Here is an 18,493-nt window from a genome sequence, read left to right on the forward strand (position 1 = left end):
AATTATGCAAACGCGACATTGTCGTTTGTTTGCTTTCTTGGACGTTTCCTCCCTAAACTTGGCGGCACTTCGGTGCCGCCTTTTTTTTTGCCCGCGCTCCGGGCGTGCCGTTAACCGATGGTCAACAAAGCAGTGGTGTTCGTCACGAGGCCGCTGAGCAGACGCGTGATTGCAGATTGCATGGTGTTGAACCCCATATGCCGCGTCAAACTTGTCTCGTCCATATAGAGGCCACGGGCAATTTCAATTTGCAGCACATGCACGTGATGACGAGGCCGCCCGTAATGGCGGGTGACGTAACCACCGGCATAGGGATCGTTCCGGCGAACCAGAAAACCTTCGTGGCGGAGCGCAATTTCGACATGGGTGACGATATCGCGATGGCAGGCGGCGCCATGGGCATCGCCCAGCACGATGTCGGGCGGGCGGCTGGATGGGGTCAGCGGGGTCGGCATCGAATGCGCATCGATCAGCAGGCAACCGCCAAATTGCGCCACGGTGCGCTCGATCAGCGTTTGCAAGGCCAAATGATAGGGCGTCCAACAGGTGGCGATGCGGGTTTGCGCCTCGGCAAAGCGGAGTTTCTGCCGGTAAATCGGCTCGCCGGAACCCACCAGCTTGGCGATGGTGCCCAAACCAGCCGCGACGCGTGGGCTGGTGCGGTTGATATGGGGCGGCAAGGCGTCTTCGAACATGGCCGGGTCGAGTTCCCAGGCTTCGCGGTTCACATCGCAAAACGCGCGGGGAAAATTGGCCGCGAGCAGTGGAACGCCCAGGCCGGGGGCTGCGGCGAATAATTCATCGACGAAGCAATCCTCAGTTTTGCGCAGAGAAAACGGCGTGAGGCGGGACGCGGCCAGAAATTCGGCGGGATAATCGCGGCCCGAATGCGGCGAGGCAACGATCAAAGGTGCTGCCTGCACGCGGGGTTGATCAAGGGTAATGGCGCCCGGCGCCTCAGTGCGCCGCGCCGCTGCGGGGGTTAATTCCATAAATCGCCGTCCATACAGCAAAATTGACGCGAAAATGTCGACGGTCAATGCTATATGATGCTGAGCATGTTGCATCGTTGAACCGGAGGCGCTGTTGATGACCCGCGTATCGCGCCCTGCCCGAGCGAAACCGACGATAATCCCCATCTCGACGACCGCAACAATGACTGCGCGCCCTAATCCGGCGTCAGGCGGCCTGCGCTGATGCTACCCGATCAGGCGGCTCTGGCGGCGCTGATGGCAGGACGCCATGGCGACCCGTTTGCGCTATTGGGCCCGCATGGCACCGGTGCGCACAAGGTGGTGCGAACCATCCAGCCCGGGGCTGATGCCGTGACCTTGCTGGCGGCGAATGGCGTGGAGACGCCGATGGACCGCATTCACCCGGGCGGGATTTTTCAAGGCGCAATCGCCGAGGGGGCGCGCTATCGGCTGGTGGTGCGCTGGGGCGACACCGAGATGATGCTCGATGATCCGTATTGTTTTGCGCCGATCTTGGGGGAACTCGACCTGCATTTGATCGCGGAAGGGCGGCATTGGCAGCTTGCGGACCGGCTGGGGGCGCATCATCGCGAACAGCAGGGGGTGGCCGGCGTGCATTTTGCGGTGTGGGCGCCGCACGCCGCGCGGGTTTCGGTGATTGGGGTATTCAATCGCTGGGACGGGCGGCGGCATCCGATGCGGTTGCATCCGGGGGCGGGGATTTGGGAGATTTTTATCCCCGGATTGGGGCCGGGTGATTTGTATAAATATGAAATTCTGACCGCGCAGGGCGCGATTTTCGCCAAGGCCGATCCGCTGGCGCAGCAAACCGAGGGGCCGCCGCGCACCGCCTCGATCGTGCCGGACCCAGCCCCTTTGGTGTGGAGCGATGATGAATGGTGCGCGCACCGCCGCAGCGCAGCCGATCAGCCGATGAGCATTTACGAGGTTCATGCATCGTCCTGGCGCCGACACCCTGATGGCAGCCCCTATTTGTGGCGCGAATTGGCCGAAACCCTGATCCCTTATGTGCGCGAGGCGGGATTTACCCATATCGAGCTGCTCCCCGTGATGGCGCACCCGTTCGGCGGCTCGTGGGGCTACCAGCCGACCGGATTATTCGCACCGATGCCGCAACTCGGCACGCCGGCCGAGTTTGGCCAATTTGTCGATCGCTGCCACGCGGCGGGGCTGGGGGTGATTTTGGACATTGTGCCGGGGCATTTTCCCACCGATGCGCACGGCCTCGCGCGGTTTGATGGCAGTGCGCTCTATGAATACGCCGATCCGCGCGAAGGGTTCCACCCGGACTGGAACACGCTGATTTATAATTTCGCACGCCGGGAAGTGCGCAATTTCCTGATTGCCCATGCGCTGTTCTGGGTTGAGCGGTTTCATATCGATGGGTTGCGCGTCGATGCCGTGGCCTCGATGCTGTATCGGGATTATTCGCGCCCGGCGGGAAGCTGGATTGCCAATGCCGATGGCGGGCGGGAAAATTTGGAGGCGGTGGCGCTGCTACGGCTGATGAATGACACGCTGCACGAACGCGCCCCGACCGTTGCGGTGATCGCCGAGGAATCGACCTCCTGGCCCGGCGTGACGCGTGCGGTTAGCGATGGCGGGCTTGGGTTCAGCCATAAATGGAATTTGGGCTGGATGCACGATACGCTCGATTACATCGCACAAGACCCGATTTATCGCCGCTATCACCATAATAAAATGACCTTCGGGCTGACCTATGCGTTCAGCGAGCATTTTGTGCTGCCGATTTCGCATGATGAGGTGGTACACGGCAAAGGCTCGCTGCTTGGCAAAATGCCGGGCGATGAATGGCAGAAATTTGCCAATCTGCGGCTGTATTTAAGCTATATGTGGACGCAGCCGGGTAAAAAATTACTGTTCATGGGCCAGGAATTCGGCCAGCGTTTCGAGTGGAATCATGATTCACAGCTCTCCTGGTGGGAGTGCGAGCAGGCACCGCATGCCGGCATCGCTTGCTTGGTGGCCGATTTGAACCGGCTCTATCGGGGTGAACGCGCTTTATCGGCAACCGATTTCGCCCATGAGGGATTTCACTGGATTATCGTGGATGATCATGCGCAAAGCGTGTTTGCTTGGCAGCGGCGATGCGCGGGCGCGCCAACTCTGGTGGTGCTCGCGAATTTTACCCCGGAACCGCGCCCTTTCTATCGGCTCGGCGTGCCGCAGGCGGGCGAATGGCACGAGGTTTTGAACAGTGACGCGACATTTTATGGCGGCTCAGGGATGGGCAATTACGGTGCGGTGCAGAGCGAGGAGGTGCCCGCGCACGGCCATGCTGTTTCGCTGGTGCTGACCGTGCCGCCACTGGCGCTGTTGGTTCTGCGCGGGCCGGCATGATGGATGTTGGCAGCGCCAAACTGCGCGCGGGAGAGCCTTACCAGCTCGGCGCGCACTGGGATGGAATTGGCGTTAATTTCGCGGTGTTTTCGGCCCATGCCGAGCGGATTGAGCTTTGTGTGTTTGACCCGCGCGGCCAGCGGGAATTGGCCCGCTTTACCCTGCCAGCCTGCACCGATGAGGTGCATCACGGCTATCTGCCCGGGGCGGGGCCGGGTTTGGTTTATGGCTATCGGGCGCATGGGCTTTATCGGCCAGAAGACGGGCATCGGTTCAATCCGCATAAATTACTGCTGGACCCGTATGCCAAAGCGCTGGTTGGGCGGTTGCTGTGGTCAGATGCGCTCTATGGCTATCGCACCGGATCGCCGCACGCAGATTTATCGTTTGATCGGCGTGATAGCGCCTTTGCCATGCCCAAGGCGGTGGTCACCGCGCCAAATCTGCTCGCATCCAGCGCAACACGGCTGAGGCCGCCGCATGGCTGGGCCGAGACCGTGCTTTATGAGGTGCATGTGCGCGGTCTGACCAAAAACCGCAGCGACGTGCCCGTTGCCTTGCGCGGGCGCTTTGCCGGCTTGGCCCAACCCTCGGTGATTGCGCATTTGCGTGCGCTGGGCATCACGGCGGTCGAATTATTGCCGGTGCAGGCCTTTGCCCAAGACCGATTTCTGGTGGAGCGCGGGTTACGCCAATATTGGGGATATTCGACGCTCGGGTTTTTTGCGCCAGAGCCATATTACGCGGTGGAGCCGGGTCAGGCGAGCGCGGAATTTGCCGGTGCTGTGCGCGCGTTGCACGATGGCGGCATCGAGGTCATTCTGGATGTGGTGTATAATCATACCTGCGAGGGCGATGAGCGCGGGCCAACATTATCCTGGCGCGGGTTGGACAATGCCAGCTATTACCGGGCATCCGCTGAGACTGCCCGGTTCGGCGTGAATGACACGGGTTGCGGCAATATGCTGGATTTTCGCCATCCACGCGTGATCCAGATGGTGCTTGATAGTCTGCGCTATTGGGTAGAGACTTTTGGGGTGGATGGGTTCAGGTTTGATTTAGCGACGGCACTCGGGCGGGAAACCGGCGGATTTGACCCTGGGGCAGGGTTTTTCGATGCAATCCGGCAAGATCCGCTCTTGGCCGGGGTCAAACTGATCGCCGAGCCTTGGGATTTGGGACCGGGCGGCTATCAACTAGGCAATTTTCCACCCGGATTTGCCGAATGGAATGCCGATTGCCGCGATACGCTGCGGCGATTTTGGCGCGGCGATTCCGGGCAACGGCCAGAGCTGGCCAAGCGGTTGATGGGCTCGCCTGAATTATTTGATCACCGCACCCGCAAACCATGGGCGTCGATTAACATGGTCACCGTGCATGATGGTTTCACGCTGCGCGACCTAGTCAGTTATCAACAGCGCCATAACGAGGCCAATGGTGAGGATAATCGCGACGGGGCGAGCGATAATTTATCGCATCATTGGGGGATTGAAGGCGCAACCGACGACATCGCGGTGCAGGCTTTGCGGTCGCGTGTGGCGCGGGCGATGCTCGCGACCTTGTTTTTATGTTTAGGCACACCGATGATTTTGGGGGGCGATGAAATCGGGCGCAGCCAGGCGGGGAACAACAATGCCTATTGCCAGGATAATGCGATCTCGTGGTTCGACTGGGATGACGTGGCACCGGCGTGGAATTTTCGCGCCATGATCGCCCGCCTTACCGAACTCAGGCGCGCGCATATAAGTTTGCGGAGCGACAAATTTTTGCATGGCGCGACCGAACATGGCGGGCTTGCCGATACCGCCTGGTTTGATGAGGCCGGTGCCGCATTGACGCCGGATGCCTGGAGCGATGGGGCGGCACAGCTTTTGATGGTGCGCCGGGCGGTGCTGGATGCCGCGCGCAATGGCGTGGATGTAACGTTGGTGCTGTTGAATGGCTCGGATACCGACCGGGATTTTGTGCTGCCCGCGATAGACGGCGGCTGGCGTTTCGAATTTGGCTCGGATGGTGACGCGGTGCGCGAGCCGGGTGCGGCCTTGCGTGTGCCATCGCGCAGCATCAGCCTGCTGGCCGGATGGGTGCCGGTGCAGCAAGATGCGTGATGCGGCCTTGGACCTGCTGGCCGATGCGGCGGGGATTGCGACGCATTGGCGCGATGCGTTTGGCGTCACCCATGCCGTGCATGAGGATACGCTGCGCGCCGTGCTCGCGGCGATCGGGCTGACGGCGGCCAGCGAAACGCAGTGCCGCAATGCTTTGGATTTCGTGATCGCGGCGCGCCAATCGATCCCCAAGCTGGTCACCGGCGATGTTGGCGCGCCCGTGACGCTGCCAGGAACCGCTGGCCGCTACCGGATCATCGCGGCTGACGGTTCGGTCGTCGAGGGCATGGCTGAGGCGTCTGATGATGGAAGCGTGACGCTGGCACCGGTGTCACGGCCCGGCGATTATCAGTTGGAGTTTGGCCAGCGTTTGATCGATCTCGCGATAGCGCCCGCGCGGGCCTTCACCGTGCAGGATGCCGGGGCGATAAGGCCGTGGGGCCTCTCGGTCCAGATTTATAGCGCAAGGCGGGATGGGGCGCGGATGGGCGATTTTGTTGCTTTGGCCGATTTGGCCCGCAGCGCGGCGCGGCATGGCGCGGATGTGTTGGCGATCAGCCCGGTACACGCCCCATTCGCGGCGGCACCCGAGCGGTTCAGCCCCTATGCGCCATCAAGCCGGATCGCGCTGAACCCGCTTTATGTGGATGCCAGTGGCGGACCCGCGCCTGAGCATTTGATCGATTGGCCGCAAGCGCATCGGGCCGGGTATCGGGCCTTGCGGGCGGCCTTTGCCGAGGGGGTCGATGCGGCGGGGTTTGCTGAATTTGAACGCGATGCGCCCGAACGCGTGCGCCGCCACGCGCTGTTCGAGGCACTGACCGAGGAACAGGTGGCGCAAGGCGGATCGCTCGATTTTCGCCTTTGGCCCTCGGCGTTGCGTGATCCAGCAGAGCCTGCGGTGGCCGAGGCGGCGAGGCGACTGGCGGGTTCGGTGCGGTTTCATTTATACGCGCAATATCGGGCGCAGACGGGCTTGGCGGCGGCGCAGCAAGCGGCGCGTGACGCGGGCATGGCGATTGGGCTGGTGACCGATTTGGCGGTGGGCACCGACCCGTCCGGCAGTGATTCCTGGGGCCAGCGCGATGCCATGCTGCACGGGTTGAGCATCGGTGCGCCGCCGGATGCGTTGAGCCGCGAGGGGCAAGGCTGGGGGCTGACCAGCTTTGCGCCCAATGGCCTGATCGATGACGGGTTCGCTGGGTTTCGCGCGATGCTGCGGGCGCAAATGGCGCCGGCGGGCGGCATGCGGATCGATCATGCGATGGGATTTACCCGGCTCTGGGTGATCCCCGAAGGCGCCGCACCCACCGAGGGCTGCTATTTGGCGATGCCGTTTGCCGACATGATGCGGGTGACGGTGCTGGAATCATGGCAAAATCGGGCGATCCTGCTGGCCGAGGATTTGGGCACGGTGCCGGAAGGATTTCGAACAACATTGGCGGCCCGCGGTTTATTGGGCATGAGCGTGCTGTGGTTTGAACGGCGCGGCGAAGGATTTATGCCCCCGGCGCTGTGGCGGCGAGAGAGTGCGGGCACGACCTCGACGCATGATGTGCCGACCGTCGCGGGCTGGTGGCGCGGCACCGATATTGGATGGCGCGAACATATCGGGCTGGCTGGCGATGATTGGGCAACGCGGGTGGATCAGCGGGCGCATTTATGGTGGGTGGTGCAGGATTCCGAATCGGCCAGCGGAGCGATGCCCCCGCCTGAAGCGAGTACCGCGATTGCCGATGCGTTGGCGGCACATTTGGGCAGCACCCAGGCGGAATTAGCGCTCCTGCCGATCGAAGATGCTTTGGCGCTCGATCAGCAACCGAATTTGCCCGGAACGATCGATGAGCACCCGAATTGGCGGCGGGTATTACCCGGCGAGGCGGCGACTTTGCTTGATGATCAGGACGTCGCCGCCCGGCTCGCCCGGCTCCATCACCGCCGACGCCCAACACCGCCTACGCCCATAACCGCCGACGCGTTGACGCGCCGACGGGATTGAGCCGGTTTATTTAGCCGGGTGCGGGAAGCGGGCCGAGGCCGCCTGATTTCGGCATGTCCGGCTTTTGCGACATCGGAACCGAGCCACGGCGTTGATCCGGCGCGGGCTCGTCCACCACTTTGCGGACCAGCTTCTCGCCGCGAATGACCGCGCGGATATCTTCGCCAGACAAGGTTTCGTATTCCAGCAAGCCATTGGCCAAAGCATGCAAATCATCGAGCCGTTCGGTCAGGATGCGTTTGGCCTCGCTATAGGCGTGCCCAATGATGCGCTTCACTTCGGCATCGATCTCTTGGGCCGTCGCTTCAGAGACGCTTTTATGCTGCTGGATCGATTGGCCAAGGAACAAATCCTGGCCGTTATCGCCATACGCAACCATGCCGAGCGTGTCACTCATGCCCCATTCGGTGACCATCCGGCGGGTGATATCAGTCGCCTGCTTGATGTCACCCGACGCGCCATTGGAGACGTTATCAGGCCCGAAAATGATTTCCTCCGCCGCACGGCCGCCCATGGCTTTCACCAATTCGGCAAGCAATTTGGCTTTGCTCATCGAATAACGATCACCTTCCGGCAGGCTCATCACCAAGCCGAGCGCCCGACCGCGCGGGATGATGGTGGCTTTGTGCACCGGATCGCATTGCGGTTGCGAAATCGAGCAAATGGCGTGGCCGCCTTCGTGGAACGCGGTCATGCGCTTTTCATCATCGCTCATCACCAACGAGCGGCGTTCGGCGCCCATCATTACCTTGTCTTTGGCGTTTTCGAACTCGGCCATCGCCACCACGCGCTTCCCCATGCGCGCAGCGAGCAAGGCTGCTTCATTGACCAAATTGGCGAGGTCTGCACCGGAGAAGCCGGGCGTGCCGCGCGCAATCACTTTCGGGTCAACATCCGAGGCCAGCGGAACTTTGCGCATATGCACTTTAATAATGCGCTCACGGCCATTCACGTCCGGGTTCGGCACGACCACCTGGCGGTCAAACCGGCCTGGACGCAGCAGGGCGGGATCAAGCACATCAGGCCGGTTGGTCGCTGCGATCAAAATGACGCCTTCATTGCTCTCAAACCCGTCCATCTCGACCAGCATTTGGTTGAGGGTTTGTTCGCGTTCATCATTGCCGCCGCCCAGGCCAGCACCGCGATGCCGACCCACAGCGTCGATCTCATCGATGAAAATGATGCAAGGCGCGTTCTTTTTGCCCTGTTCGAACATATCGCGGACCCGCGAGGCGCCGACGCCCACGAACATTTCCACGAAATCCGAGCCGGAGATGGTGAAGAACGGGACATTGGCTTCGCCGGCAATGGCGCGGGCAAGGAGCGTCTTACCGGTGCCGGGCGGGCCGACGAGCAGCACGCCTTTTGGAATTTTACCGCCAAGCCGTTGGAATTTCTGCGGGTCGCGCAGGAACTCGACGATCTCTTGCAGCTCGTTTTTGGCTTCATCGATGCCCGCCACGTCATCAAACGTCACGCGGCCTTGTTTTTCGGTGAGCAACCGCGCGCGGGACTTGCCAAAGCCCATGGCACGACCGCCGCCGCCTTGCATTTGGCGCATGAAATAGAACCAAATGCCCGCCATGATCAGAAGCGGCGACCAGGAAATCAGATATTTAATCAGCGGATTCTGCGGATCGGTCAGGGGCCGGGCGGTCACGCTGACCCCTTTGGCGATCAGCGAGGGAACCAAATTCGGGTCGCTCGGCGCATAGGTGGTGAATTTGCTGGCCGGTGCGACGCCTTCACTCTTCATGGTGCCCGCGATGTTATGGCCGCGAATCACGACTTTGGCGACCTTGCCGCTGTTCACTTCAGAGAGAAAAGTGGAGTAGGCGATTTTCGAGCCGGCGTCTTTTTTGCCGACTTGAGGTTGGAACATATTGAAAAGCAACACGACGCTGAGGATCACCACGACCCAGAGCAGCAGGTTACGCCAAAAATTACTCATTCGACCTGATCCAGTTCAAACTCGAGCAACACGCGGGATACTCAGCTCGCTCCGGCCCGATGCCGGGGCGACAACGCAAGATAGCATGATAATGGCACGTCAATCGGCACCTCGCTACCCATTTTATTTAAATGGGATGGTATGCGGAAATTCCTATCCCATGGTTGCATGGCCGGGGTCCGTTGTCGCGGGGTAGGGTGGCGCGAATTCAACGCGGCAGGCCGGGCCGACGCCCAGATGTGGCACCGCCAGCAGCTCTTGGCCGGCGAACAAGGCGGGGAGCGTGCGCAGCACGCGTGATGGCAGCGCCGTGTGGCGGCGATACTCACGCGCCCAGGCGCCCAACGCACCAAAACGGGTTGCCCCGGCAGGTGGTGTGCCGAGCAGAAAACGATGATCCCACAGCGCGCCGGCATGGGCCTCGACCGCCAGCTCACAGGCGATGGGCTCGCGGGCGAGCAAAAAGCCGCCGAGCCGGCGTGAAGCAGCGATTTGCACCCCACCAAGTGTTACCGCCGTGAGCTTGGCGGCCAAGCGGGCCACGGCAGCCCGTGGCGGATTGTATTGCGCGCCACCCACCACGCGGATCAGCGCACTCAGCGCTTCGGGGGCGAGATGATCGGCCATGATGACGGCAAAGCCTTCGGCGCTCAGCCGCACATTGGCCGCGAGGGCTTGGGCGGTTGCTGCCGCTTCCTCGCGATGTTGGGTCATCAGCGCTGGGGGTGCGGGGCGGGTGGCAAGGCCGGATTGACGCAGCCGCACGCGCTCAAAAGCGGGGTTCGCGTTGCTCGGATCTTCGATCCAAGGGATATTATGGGCGGTAAGATAGTGCCGGAGCGTGGCGCGCGGCACCGCCAAGAGCGGGCGGAGAATAACCAGATCGGCGCGGGCGGACCAAGGCGCGATGCCGTGCAAACCACGAGGTCCGCGCGCGGCGCGCATGGCGATGAGTTCGGTTTGATCATCGGCATGATGGCCAACCAGCAAAAAAGGCGCACCATAGGCGCGGGCGGCTTGGGTCAGGGCGCGGTAGCGCGCATGGCGCGCGCGCTCTTGCAAGGCGGGGCCGGGGGATAGATCGCGGAGCACAAGAATATCAGCGTCGATGCCCAAGCCGGTCAGACGTTGGCGGGTCAGCTCGGCCTCAGCCGACGCATCCGGGCGCAGCTGATGATCGACGATGAAGGCGCGCAGGCTGGCGTGCCGGTGCTGCGCCGAATGCTGGGCCCAATGCTGGGTCAGGAGCGCGAGGGCAGTGGAATCGGCACCGCCCGAGACGGCCACGGCGAAACGCGACGCCGGGCCAAATGGACCGAACTGCGCCATTTGCGCAGAAAAATGGGCCGTCAGATCGGACGGCGCGCGGCAGGCAAAAGATGCGTTCAGTGGCAATGGGCGCGCTGGCGCAGGCTACGAACCTGTCCGGCGAGACTGGGGGACGGCGATGAAAACTGGCTGGTGAGCGAATCCAGCGTATCGCACGCCGCACTATATTGATGGATCGCGGTGAGCGACCCGGCGAGGCCGAGCAGCGATTGCGGCGCATAGGGGCCTGAGCGCGCCCCGTTATACGCATCATCATAAGCGAGGGCGGCTTCTTGATAATGACGCTGGCCGGTCAAAGCTTGGCCAAGCGTGTATTCGGCGGCACCGCGATCAGCCCCCCTTCCCTGCTTGGCGATGATGGCTTTGGCATCCGCTTCGGCGGTGACGTAATCATGGGCGGCGAGCGCGTGGCGGGCGGCCACGATTGAGGCGGCAACCGGTGCGCGCGCAGCGGCCCGACCGGCTTGATTGACCGGCATTTGGCCGAGGGTTTGCGGAGCGCCCGCACGCTGCGCTGACTGGGGGGCTGACTGGGGGGCTGGCTGGAGGGCTGGCGTTGTGCCGGGCGGCGTGGCGCCGGGTGCCGTGGCACCCGCTTGGCCGAGTTGGAATTTCAAATCGCCGATTTGTTGCTTGAGCTCGTCATGCTGGGTAGCGACTTCGTGTTCGAGCGTATCAACGCGGCCACGGAGATTCTGCACCTGATCCTGCAAGGTTTGCACCTGTTGCAGCAAATTAGGCAGAAGCGCGTTGGCGCCCGCTGCGCTGCCAGTGCCAGACGAGAGCGGCTGCGAGGCGCCGAGCGCGGAATTGCCGTTATCATTGCCGTTGCTTTGGCTGGTTTGCAGCTGTTGCACCTGTTGGCGCAGGGCCAGGATTTGGTTTTCCAGTGCGATACCCTCACGGCTCGTCACCATTTGCGCGTGCGCAATGCTGATAGGGGCGGCGCTGAGTGCGGCGAGGGTCAACGGTAGAGCGGCGATGAGGAGCGTGCGGCGCATGATATGATCCCGGATCGGTGGCGACAGATTTTCTAGATGGTTTACCGCGTTATCCGCGTGACGGGAATGCTTGGTGACAAAACAAAAACGGCGGCCCGGAGGCCGCCGTTGAAGCACCAAAGCCGTGAGGCGATTAGTGGCAGTTTTGCGGGTTGAAGCCCTGCACCGAGGTGATCGCGACGCGATCCTGGGCGTAGTCGGCCATGGTGTTGCCCGGCGAAACCAAGCAGGACTTGCCATAGGACACGGTTTGGATGCGCGAAGCGGCAACGCCCTTGGCGACGAGCATGTCACGCGCGGCGTTGGCGCGGCGATGGCCAAGCGCCAAGTTATAGGCTTCGGTGCCGCGCGGATCGGCGTTACCGGCGATCAACACGTCAACATTCGGATATTTGGCAAGCCAAGCGGCTTGACGATCAAGGGTTGCACGGTCCGTCGCGGTCAGGCCCGACTTGTTGAACCCGAAGAACACGCGGTCACCGACGCTGGCGACGAGCTGCTGTTCGCTGCCCGGAGCCGGGCCTGTTTGGACCGGGTTTGTGTTGCCGCCGCCGTTCAAGGCCGTTTTGGCCGGCCCGTTCGAGCAGGCTGCGAGCAGGGCGACTGCTGCGAGTGCCCCCAAAGCTTTAATCTTCATTTTGTTCCGTCCCGATGTTGGGTGCCAAAGAAATAGTAACGTAGACATAAGGAGAAAGTCACAAAAAATCCAGACCTAATCGCACGGGCGATCAGACGAGATTATTGGGTCCCCCTTTTGCGGCACCGGCTGAATGACGCGGAATGCCCAAAAGCGGGCAAGACGAAGCGTGCGGCTCAGCAAGCGCGCATGAATTCGCGTTATCGCGCCGCGTAACAACGTGCAAGAGGCAAGTTCCGCCGCTTAACGCGGAGCAGGGGCGCTTTGATGGAATTGCCGATATTGCGATATTTTCGCAACATGATTTTGCGCAAAAATAATCGCGACAGTTTCACGAAATATTAACCAGCATCATCTACCAAGGGGGGTGAGGCCGTTGGTCTCCGTTTCCTCCCCTGGCTGTGCGGTGCGCCGCCAGCCGACCTCTCGGGCGTTTTCCGCATTGAACGGCGGAAAACGCCCGTTTTTTAGGTGATTAGCGATCAGGGTGATCAGTGATCAGGGCGATCAGTAATCAGGGCGTCGGTTGGAAGCCTTTGGCGCCGAGCTGCCACAGCAGGAACGTATATTCATCAGCCCGCGAGCGAATGAATTGATCCTTGGTGGACCCGATGCCATGACCGGATTGATAACTGACCCGCAGCAAATCCGGACGACCGGAGGTGCTGGCGGTTTGCAGCCGGGCGATGAATTTAGCGACTTCCCACGGCGCGACGCGCGGATCATTGGCGCCGGTGACACCCATGACCGCCGGGTATTTCACGCCGTTGCGGATATGGGCCATCGCATCCATCGCATAGATCCAATGGAAATCGGGCAGTTTCAGCACATTGCCAAACTCGATCTCGTTCGGCGGCCCGTTCGGGGTGAATTGCATGCGCAGCGCGTTGGTATCGCCATGGCTGTCGATGGCGGCGGCGAACAAATCAGGCCGCCAAGCCACCGCGCCGCCAATGGTGATGCCGCCTGCACTGCCACCTTCACCGGCGAGATGGGCGGGTGAGGTGTAATGATGATCGACCAAATATTGCCCGGCCGCGATGAAATCGAACACGGTATTGATTTTAGTGGCTTTCATGCCGGCCTGATGCCACGCCGCGCCATACCAGCCGCCCCCGCGCACATGGGCCACCGCGATAATGCCACCGCGCTCAAGCCATGGCAGGGCGGTCGGATCAAAATATGGCGTGATGGTGATGCCGTAACTACCATAGCCGATCAGCAGAGTAGGATTTTTGCCGTCGAGCTTGGTGCCCTTTTTCATGATGATCGATACCGGAATCATCGTTCCATCCCAAGAAACCGCTTTGACTTCCTTGGACTCGATATCGGCAAAGCTCACTTTCGGCGGTTTTTGCAGGTTGGTATTGATCACCGCTTGGGTGGCCGGCGAAAAATCATACCACGCACTCGGGGTGGTCCAGCCGGACAGGCGGAACCAAATCCCGGCACCATTCGGGTCCGCGACGATTTGGCCGAGACCGCCCTGGAACGGCATTTTGACGCTGGACGTCGCCCCTTTTTGATAGGCGACACGCTCGATCCGGCCCATGCCATCGCGCATGGCACCGACGTAAAGGGCGTGGCTGCCGGCAGCGAGGGTGGTAATCACGCGGGCGCTGGGCGCAACGATAGTTTGCGGCGGGGCGGGACGCGCCAGATCATAGGCGACCACTTTATAGCGCGGCGCATCGTTCGAGGTGATCACATCGAGCTGGTCGCCATGCACCGCGAAGCCGGAAATATTGGCGCTGCGCCCGGCCACTTTGTGCCAGACTGGCTTGCCTGATTCGAGATCGGTGATTTTCGTGGCGTAAACATCATCGATCGATTGCAATTCTTCATTTTCGGTAAACAGCCCGATCGCCCATGGGGATTTCGCCGAGGTGAGCACCAACGCATCTTGCGACAGGGTCATCGGCACATTGGCCGCGACTTTCCAGCCGAACATCGGTTTATCGGCGGCACCGGTAGGGTCGTTGCTGCTCAGCAAATGCAGATAATCCCGGCTTTTTTGATAAAAATCGGTCACTGCCGCGTGGGGGCCGAATATGTGCAGCCGGTAATACACGAAGCCCTTGGAATCGGGCAGCCAGGCGACGGGCGGGAAATCACTATCATCGCCATCGACGCCGGTGATGCCGATATTGAGCAATTTTCCGGTCGCAACATCGAGCACACGCAGCTTGGCCTGTTCGGAGCCGCCGCCGGAAACACCGAAGGCCACATATTTTCCGTTTGGAGAGACGAAGTAAAAATTAATCGCCTGCGGTATGTGGTTTTTGCTGAAACTCATCGGATCGATCAGCAAGTGCGGCGTCGCGCCGACCTTGTCCATCATCATCAGATGCGCGGTATCCTGGCCGGGGCCGATGCCCATGTAGAAAATTTTGCCGTCAGCGCGGGTAATGTTGAACACGGCGCTGCCGACATTCGCGTCCTTTTTGATCTCGGCATAAATTTTTTGATGACCCGGAATCCGGTTCAAGACGGCACGGGTATAGGTATTTTGCTGCTTCATAAATAGCGCTAGGCGCTTGCTGCCCGGCTTTTCCATCCAGCGATAATCATCGACGACGGGGGTGCCGAAATCGTTGCTGACATGTTTGATGATCGGTGCCGAAGGCGGCTTGACCGGCATAGCGGCGGCATGGGCCGTCGCGGTGATCAACGCGAATGCTGGCAGCGCCGCTGTCAGGATGCCAAAACGCTGGCTAAGGTGAGGTTGCAGGAACTTCATGAACGCACTCCGAAATTTTGTTGCTCCGTATTAGCCCATGCCAGGATTGCCGACTAGAGGAACGCTGGTCGTCCGAAGCCGATATGGCGGCCCCTCCCCGGATGTCTGCGGATATGGCCCTCATTTGGCACATGACCATGATTTCCAGTGCAAATTTATCGGACCGCGCAACGGCATCCAGAATCATCTAAAAAAACATACGAATATATTTTTTGTTCTAGTTTGTCGATAATTTCGTATAAATCTATTATTACAGTATTTGTCCGCTTTATTTTCAAATTTGATGATTTTTTTTGTTATTTTCGTCCTTGTCGGTCTCTTGGGCGCGTGTTAAATCGTGTCCACAAATTTTGGAGCGTAGTGATGGCGAATACGACTTTAAGCAATGGCAGCAGCAACGGAAATACAGCGATTATTGAATCCAAGCCGTTCGGCGCGGCATCGGGACCAAGTACAACCGCCATCACGCTGACGCCGGCCAATTCGCCCTACACTCTTACCGGTTCAGGCGTTTCGGTGACCAGCGGCCCCGCTGTTCTGAACAGCTACGCAGCGAACTTTGCACCGAGCTTGCTCAATCTTAGCACGATTGAGAGCACCGCCTCAGGTTCAGAAGGAATTCTGATTGAAGCTGGAAACAGCACTTCTGGCAGCTTCGGCGGCACCATCGTTAATGGTGCGATCAACGACACTGGTGCTCTTATCTCTGGCGAACGATACGGCATTCAGTTCAAGACCGGCAACGTCGCGACCAGCATCTCGCTGACCAATTTTGGAACTATCGAAATGGTTGGCGTTGGTTTGGCCGGCGACCAAGCTGGCATTGTCACTGATAAAGGTGTTGGTGGGACAATCAACAATCACGGGGTTATCAGTTCGTCCGGCGGTTCGGGTGTCTTTTTCTATACGAACGACACTAACTCACCGACTGCAACGCCAGACTATTTGAATAATAGCGGGACCATCATTGGCGCATTGGGCTATGCTTCGGTTTTCGTTGACCAGGGCGTTGGTGCTGCCACGGTTGTCAATACCGGATCGATAGCGCACGGCGTAGTGATAGTTGCCGGAACCGGTTTAGGCACCGTTGTTAATGGCGGATCAATAGGCACGTTTGGTGGTTCCGGTGCGCTTGCGCATGCAGCGATCTACGACAAGAGTCAGGGATTGCTCGATCTGACTCCCGGCCAATCGATTGGTGGTGGCGTCGCAAGTTTTGGTGCAGGGTCGACCTTGGAATTGTCGGGTACGGTCGGTTCGGTCGGCAGTCTCGCCAACCCGGGAAGCTATATTGGCTTTACCAGCACAACCGTGGCGACCGGCGCGGATTGGACGATTGGCACATCAACCGGCGCCGTCAGCCTTTCGGGCGTGTCCAACGTGACCGACCTTGGCACGTTGAACCTGGCTGGCTCCCTTGCTGGCGCAACGATTGGGTTTGGCACGGCTGGCGGCGGGCTGCTGGATGTTACCGGCAGTGATGTGTCATCTGGCACGATTGGCAACGCCGTTTCCAATTTCGGGCCGAATGATACAATCGTCATTGGCACAGCGAGCGTGAAAAGTGCGCCCGGAGATATTTTATCCGAGAGCTACAATTCGACCACGGGTCAGCTTGACATTACAGATCATACCAGCGGCGCGACATTTGCTGTGAACATTGCCGGGACGACGGGTTCGTCACTCGCCAGCGGTAATTTCGCCGTCTCTGCCAACGCCTCCGGCATCGTGATCACAGAGCAGACGTCCGATTTCGTGTTCAACGGCACCACGAGCTCGAACTGGTTCACCGGCACCAATTGGAACGGCGGCACGTCGCCGGGCACTTCGATCAATAGTGGTCAGACCGTATCGATCCCGACCGGCACCGCCTCAATCGGCGGCACGGCGGTGACCGATAATGGCACCATCGATGTCACCGGCAGCACGACCTCGCTGACCGACACCACCTCGATGGCCGGCAACGGCACCATTTTCATCGATAATGGCGCGCAGGTCACCCTGTCCAATAGTGCTGGCAATGACAGCTCGCTCACCGTTGATTTTGGCACGCACGGCACCACGCTCGCGCCGAATGTGCTCGATGTGAATGGCAATACGCTCGGCTTTGGCGGCACCATTGCCGGGTTTGGGCCGAACGATCAGATTGTTTTGGGGAACGCCACAGAGCCAACGCCACCGAGCACGGCGGATGTGAGCCTAAGCTTTAATTCGGCGACGGGCGAATTGACCGTATCGGATACGGTTGGTGGCTCGATTTCCACCGAGACACTGCATCTCACCGGCACGTTCGATACCACGCCGCAAAACACGCTCTATGACACGGTGGGGCCGAACGGGATTACCATTCAGGTGCCGTGCTTTGTGGAAGGCACGCGCATTCTGACCAGCCGTGGCGAAGTGGCGGTGGAGGCCTTGGCGGTGGGTGACCAGGTGATCACCGCGCGGAACGGGGCGACGGCACGCCGACCGATTCGTTGGATTGGGCATCGCTCAATTGCGCTGGACCGTCATGCGGATCGGAGCCTTGTGGAGCCGGTGCGGATCCGGGCGGGTGCGTTTGGCGATAACAAGCCAGCCCGCGAGCTATCGGTTTCGCCCGACCACGCGATTTACGTCGATGGTGTGCTGATCGAGGCCAAATATCTGGTCAATGGCGTGAGCGTTCGGCGCGACACCAAGGCACGGCAGGTCACCTATTTCCATATCGAGCTGGACAGCCATGACGTGCTGATTGCCGAGGGGCTGACGGCGGAAAGCTATATCAGCGATGGTAACCGGAGCATGTTCGCCAATGGCGGTGCGTTGGTGGCGCTGCACCCCAACTTTGCCGCACCGGCTGAAGCCGAACGCTGTGCGCCTTTGGTGCATCGCGGGTCCATGCTGGACGCGGTGCGCGCGACGCTGCGGGATCGGGTGATTGCCAATGGCTTTACCACCACCAATGCCCCGGAAGCCGCGTTGATGGTCGATGGCGTTGCCATTGCCCCGATGACGAGCGAGGCGGCGAGCGAGGCGGGCCTGTTGCGCTTTGCTCTGCCCGATGGCGCGACGACCGCGACGCTGCATGTCGCGACCGCGACCCCAGCCGACACCGAGGTGCGCTCCGATGATCGCCGTCAGGTTGGCGTGAAGCTGGTGGCGGCGGCGGTGCTTGTCGGCGTCAAGCGCCAGCAGGTGGATTGGGCGCGGTTCACCGGACTGTTCCCAACCGATGAAGGCACCGGCCAATGGAGCCGCGGCGAAGTTGGTATTGATCTCGCCGGACTGACCGGGACCAGCCGGGTGCTGGAGCTGCGCTACAGCGCCGCGATCACCCGCTGGGTGGCACCAGTCGCGGACCGGCGTGCGATTGGCTGATCGGTTAATCGG

Annotated in this window: 10 protein-coding genes; 4 read left to right on the forward strand and 6 right to left on the reverse strand. The window is 60.6% G+C overall.

Annotated elements, in window-relative coordinates:
- Positions 1-110 precede the first annotated feature (110 nt).
- Complete coding sequence (locus tag ACYUCQ_RS06365) at positions 111-992, reverse strand: N-formylglutamate amidohydrolase (protein WP_460253674.1); 882 nt, start codon at positions 990-992, stop codon at positions 111-113.
- 204 nt (positions 993-1,196) lie between these two features.
- Between ACYUCQ_RS06365 and glgB the strand changes: the two genes are divergently transcribed.
- The 3 genes from glgB to ACYUCQ_RS06380 are packed head-to-tail and all read left to right on the forward strand — an operon-like array spanning position 1,197 to position 7,463.
- Positions 1,197-3,356, forward strand: coding sequence for a 1,4-alpha-glucan branching protein GlgB (gene glgB, locus ACYUCQ_RS06370; protein ID WP_460253675.1), 2,160 nt, complete (start codon positions 1,197-1,199; stop codon positions 3,354-3,356).
- Positions 3,356-5,464, forward strand: a complete 2,109-nt coding sequence (gene glgX, locus ACYUCQ_RS06375; protein ID WP_460253676.1) for a glycogen debranching protein GlgX — start codon at positions 3,356-3,358, stop codon at positions 5,462-5,464. Before glgB ends, glgX begins: the two co-directional genes overlap by 1 nt.
- Positions 5,457-7,463, forward strand: a complete 2,007-nt coding sequence (locus ACYUCQ_RS06380; RefSeq protein ID WP_460253677.1) for a 4-alpha-glucanotransferase — start codon at positions 5,457-5,459, stop codon at positions 7,461-7,463. Before glgX ends, ACYUCQ_RS06380 begins: the two co-directional genes overlap by 8 nt.
- Before the next feature lie 10 nt (positions 7,464-7,473).
- On the opposite strand, the gene ftsH is transcribed toward ACYUCQ_RS06380, so the two are convergent.
- The 5 genes from ftsH to ACYUCQ_RS06405 form a co-directional block, all read right to left on the reverse strand.
- Positions 7,474-9,414: an ATP-dependent zinc metalloprotease FtsH gene (ftsH, locus tag ACYUCQ_RS06385; RefSeq protein WP_460253678.1), complete on the reverse strand. Its 1,941-nt coding sequence runs from the start codon at positions 9,412-9,414 to the stop codon at positions 7,474-7,476.
- Between the two features lie 153 nt (positions 9,415-9,567).
- Entirely contained in the window at positions 9,568-10,743 is a 1,176-nt protein-coding gene (tilS, locus tag ACYUCQ_RS06390; RefSeq protein ID WP_460253679.1) for a tRNA lysidine(34) synthetase TilS, read from the reverse strand.
- Between the two features lie 56 nt (positions 10,744-10,799).
- The gene (locus ACYUCQ_RS06395; protein WP_460253680.1) at positions 10,800-11,744 is read right to left on the reverse strand and encodes a tetratricopeptide repeat protein; all 945 of its coding nucleotides are present in this window, start codon (positions 11,742-11,744) and stop codon (positions 10,800-10,802) included.
- A gap of 133 nt (positions 11,745-11,877) precedes the next feature.
- On the reverse strand, positions 11,878-12,381 hold the full coding sequence (locus tag ACYUCQ_RS06400; RefSeq protein WP_460253681.1) for an OmpA family protein: 504 nt from the start codon (positions 12,379-12,381) through the stop codon (positions 11,878-11,880).
- 514 nt (positions 12,382-12,895) lie between these two features.
- Positions 12,896-15,121: a prolyl oligopeptidase family serine peptidase gene (locus ACYUCQ_RS06405; protein ID WP_460253682.1), complete on the reverse strand. Its 2,226-nt coding sequence runs from the start codon at positions 15,119-15,121 to the stop codon at positions 12,896-12,898.
- A 363-nt stretch (positions 15,122-15,484) separates the two neighbouring features.
- Here ACYUCQ_RS06405 and ACYUCQ_RS06410 point away from each other — a divergent pair, with 363 nt between their 5' ends.
- The gene (locus ACYUCQ_RS06410; protein ID WP_460253683.1) at positions 15,485-18,481 is read left to right on the forward strand and encodes a Hint domain-containing protein; all 2,997 of its coding nucleotides are present in this window, start codon (positions 15,485-15,487) and stop codon (positions 18,479-18,481) included.
- The last annotated feature ends 12 nt before the right edge of the window (positions 18,482-18,493 follow it).

The sequence above is a fragment of the Acidiphilium sp. MT5 genome (assembly GCF_054767495.1).

Coding starts and splice junctions, on each gene's coding strand:
- ACYUCQ_RS06405 (WP_460253682.1), bottom strand. CDS start 15,121: ATGAAGTTCCTGCAACCTCACCTTAGCCAGCGTTTTGGCATCCTGACA.
- ftsH (WP_460253678.1), bottom strand. CDS start 9,414: ATGAGTAATTTTTGGCGTAACCTGCTGCTCTGGGTCGTGGTGATCCTC.
- tilS (WP_460253679.1), bottom strand. CDS start 10,743: ATGGCGCAGTTCGGTCCATTTGGCCCGGCGTCGCGTTTCGCCGTGGCC.
- ACYUCQ_RS06395 (WP_460253680.1), bottom strand. CDS start 11,744: ATGCGCCGCACGCTCCTCATCGCCGCTCTACCGTTGACCCTCGCCGCA.
- ACYUCQ_RS06365 (WP_460253674.1), bottom strand. CDS start 992: ATGGAATTAACCCCCGCAGCGGCGCGGCGCACTGAGGCGCCGGGCGCC.
- ACYUCQ_RS06410 (WP_460253683.1), top strand. CDS start 15,485: ATGGCGAATACGACTTTAAGCAATGGCAGCAGCAACGGAAATACAGCG.
- ACYUCQ_RS06380 (WP_460253677.1), top strand. CDS start 5,457: ATGCGTGATGCGGCCTTGGACCTGCTGGCCGATGCGGCGGGGATTGCG.
- ACYUCQ_RS06400 (WP_460253681.1), bottom strand. CDS start 12,381: ATGAAGATTAAAGCTTTGGGGGCACTCGCAGCAGTCGCCCTGCTCGCA.
- glgB (WP_460253675.1), top strand. CDS start 1,197: ATGCTACCCGATCAGGCGGCTCTGGCGGCGCTGATGGCAGGACGCCAT.
- glgX (WP_460253676.1), top strand. CDS start 3,356: ATGGATGTTGGCAGCGCCAAACTGCGCGCGGGAGAGCCTTACCAGCTC.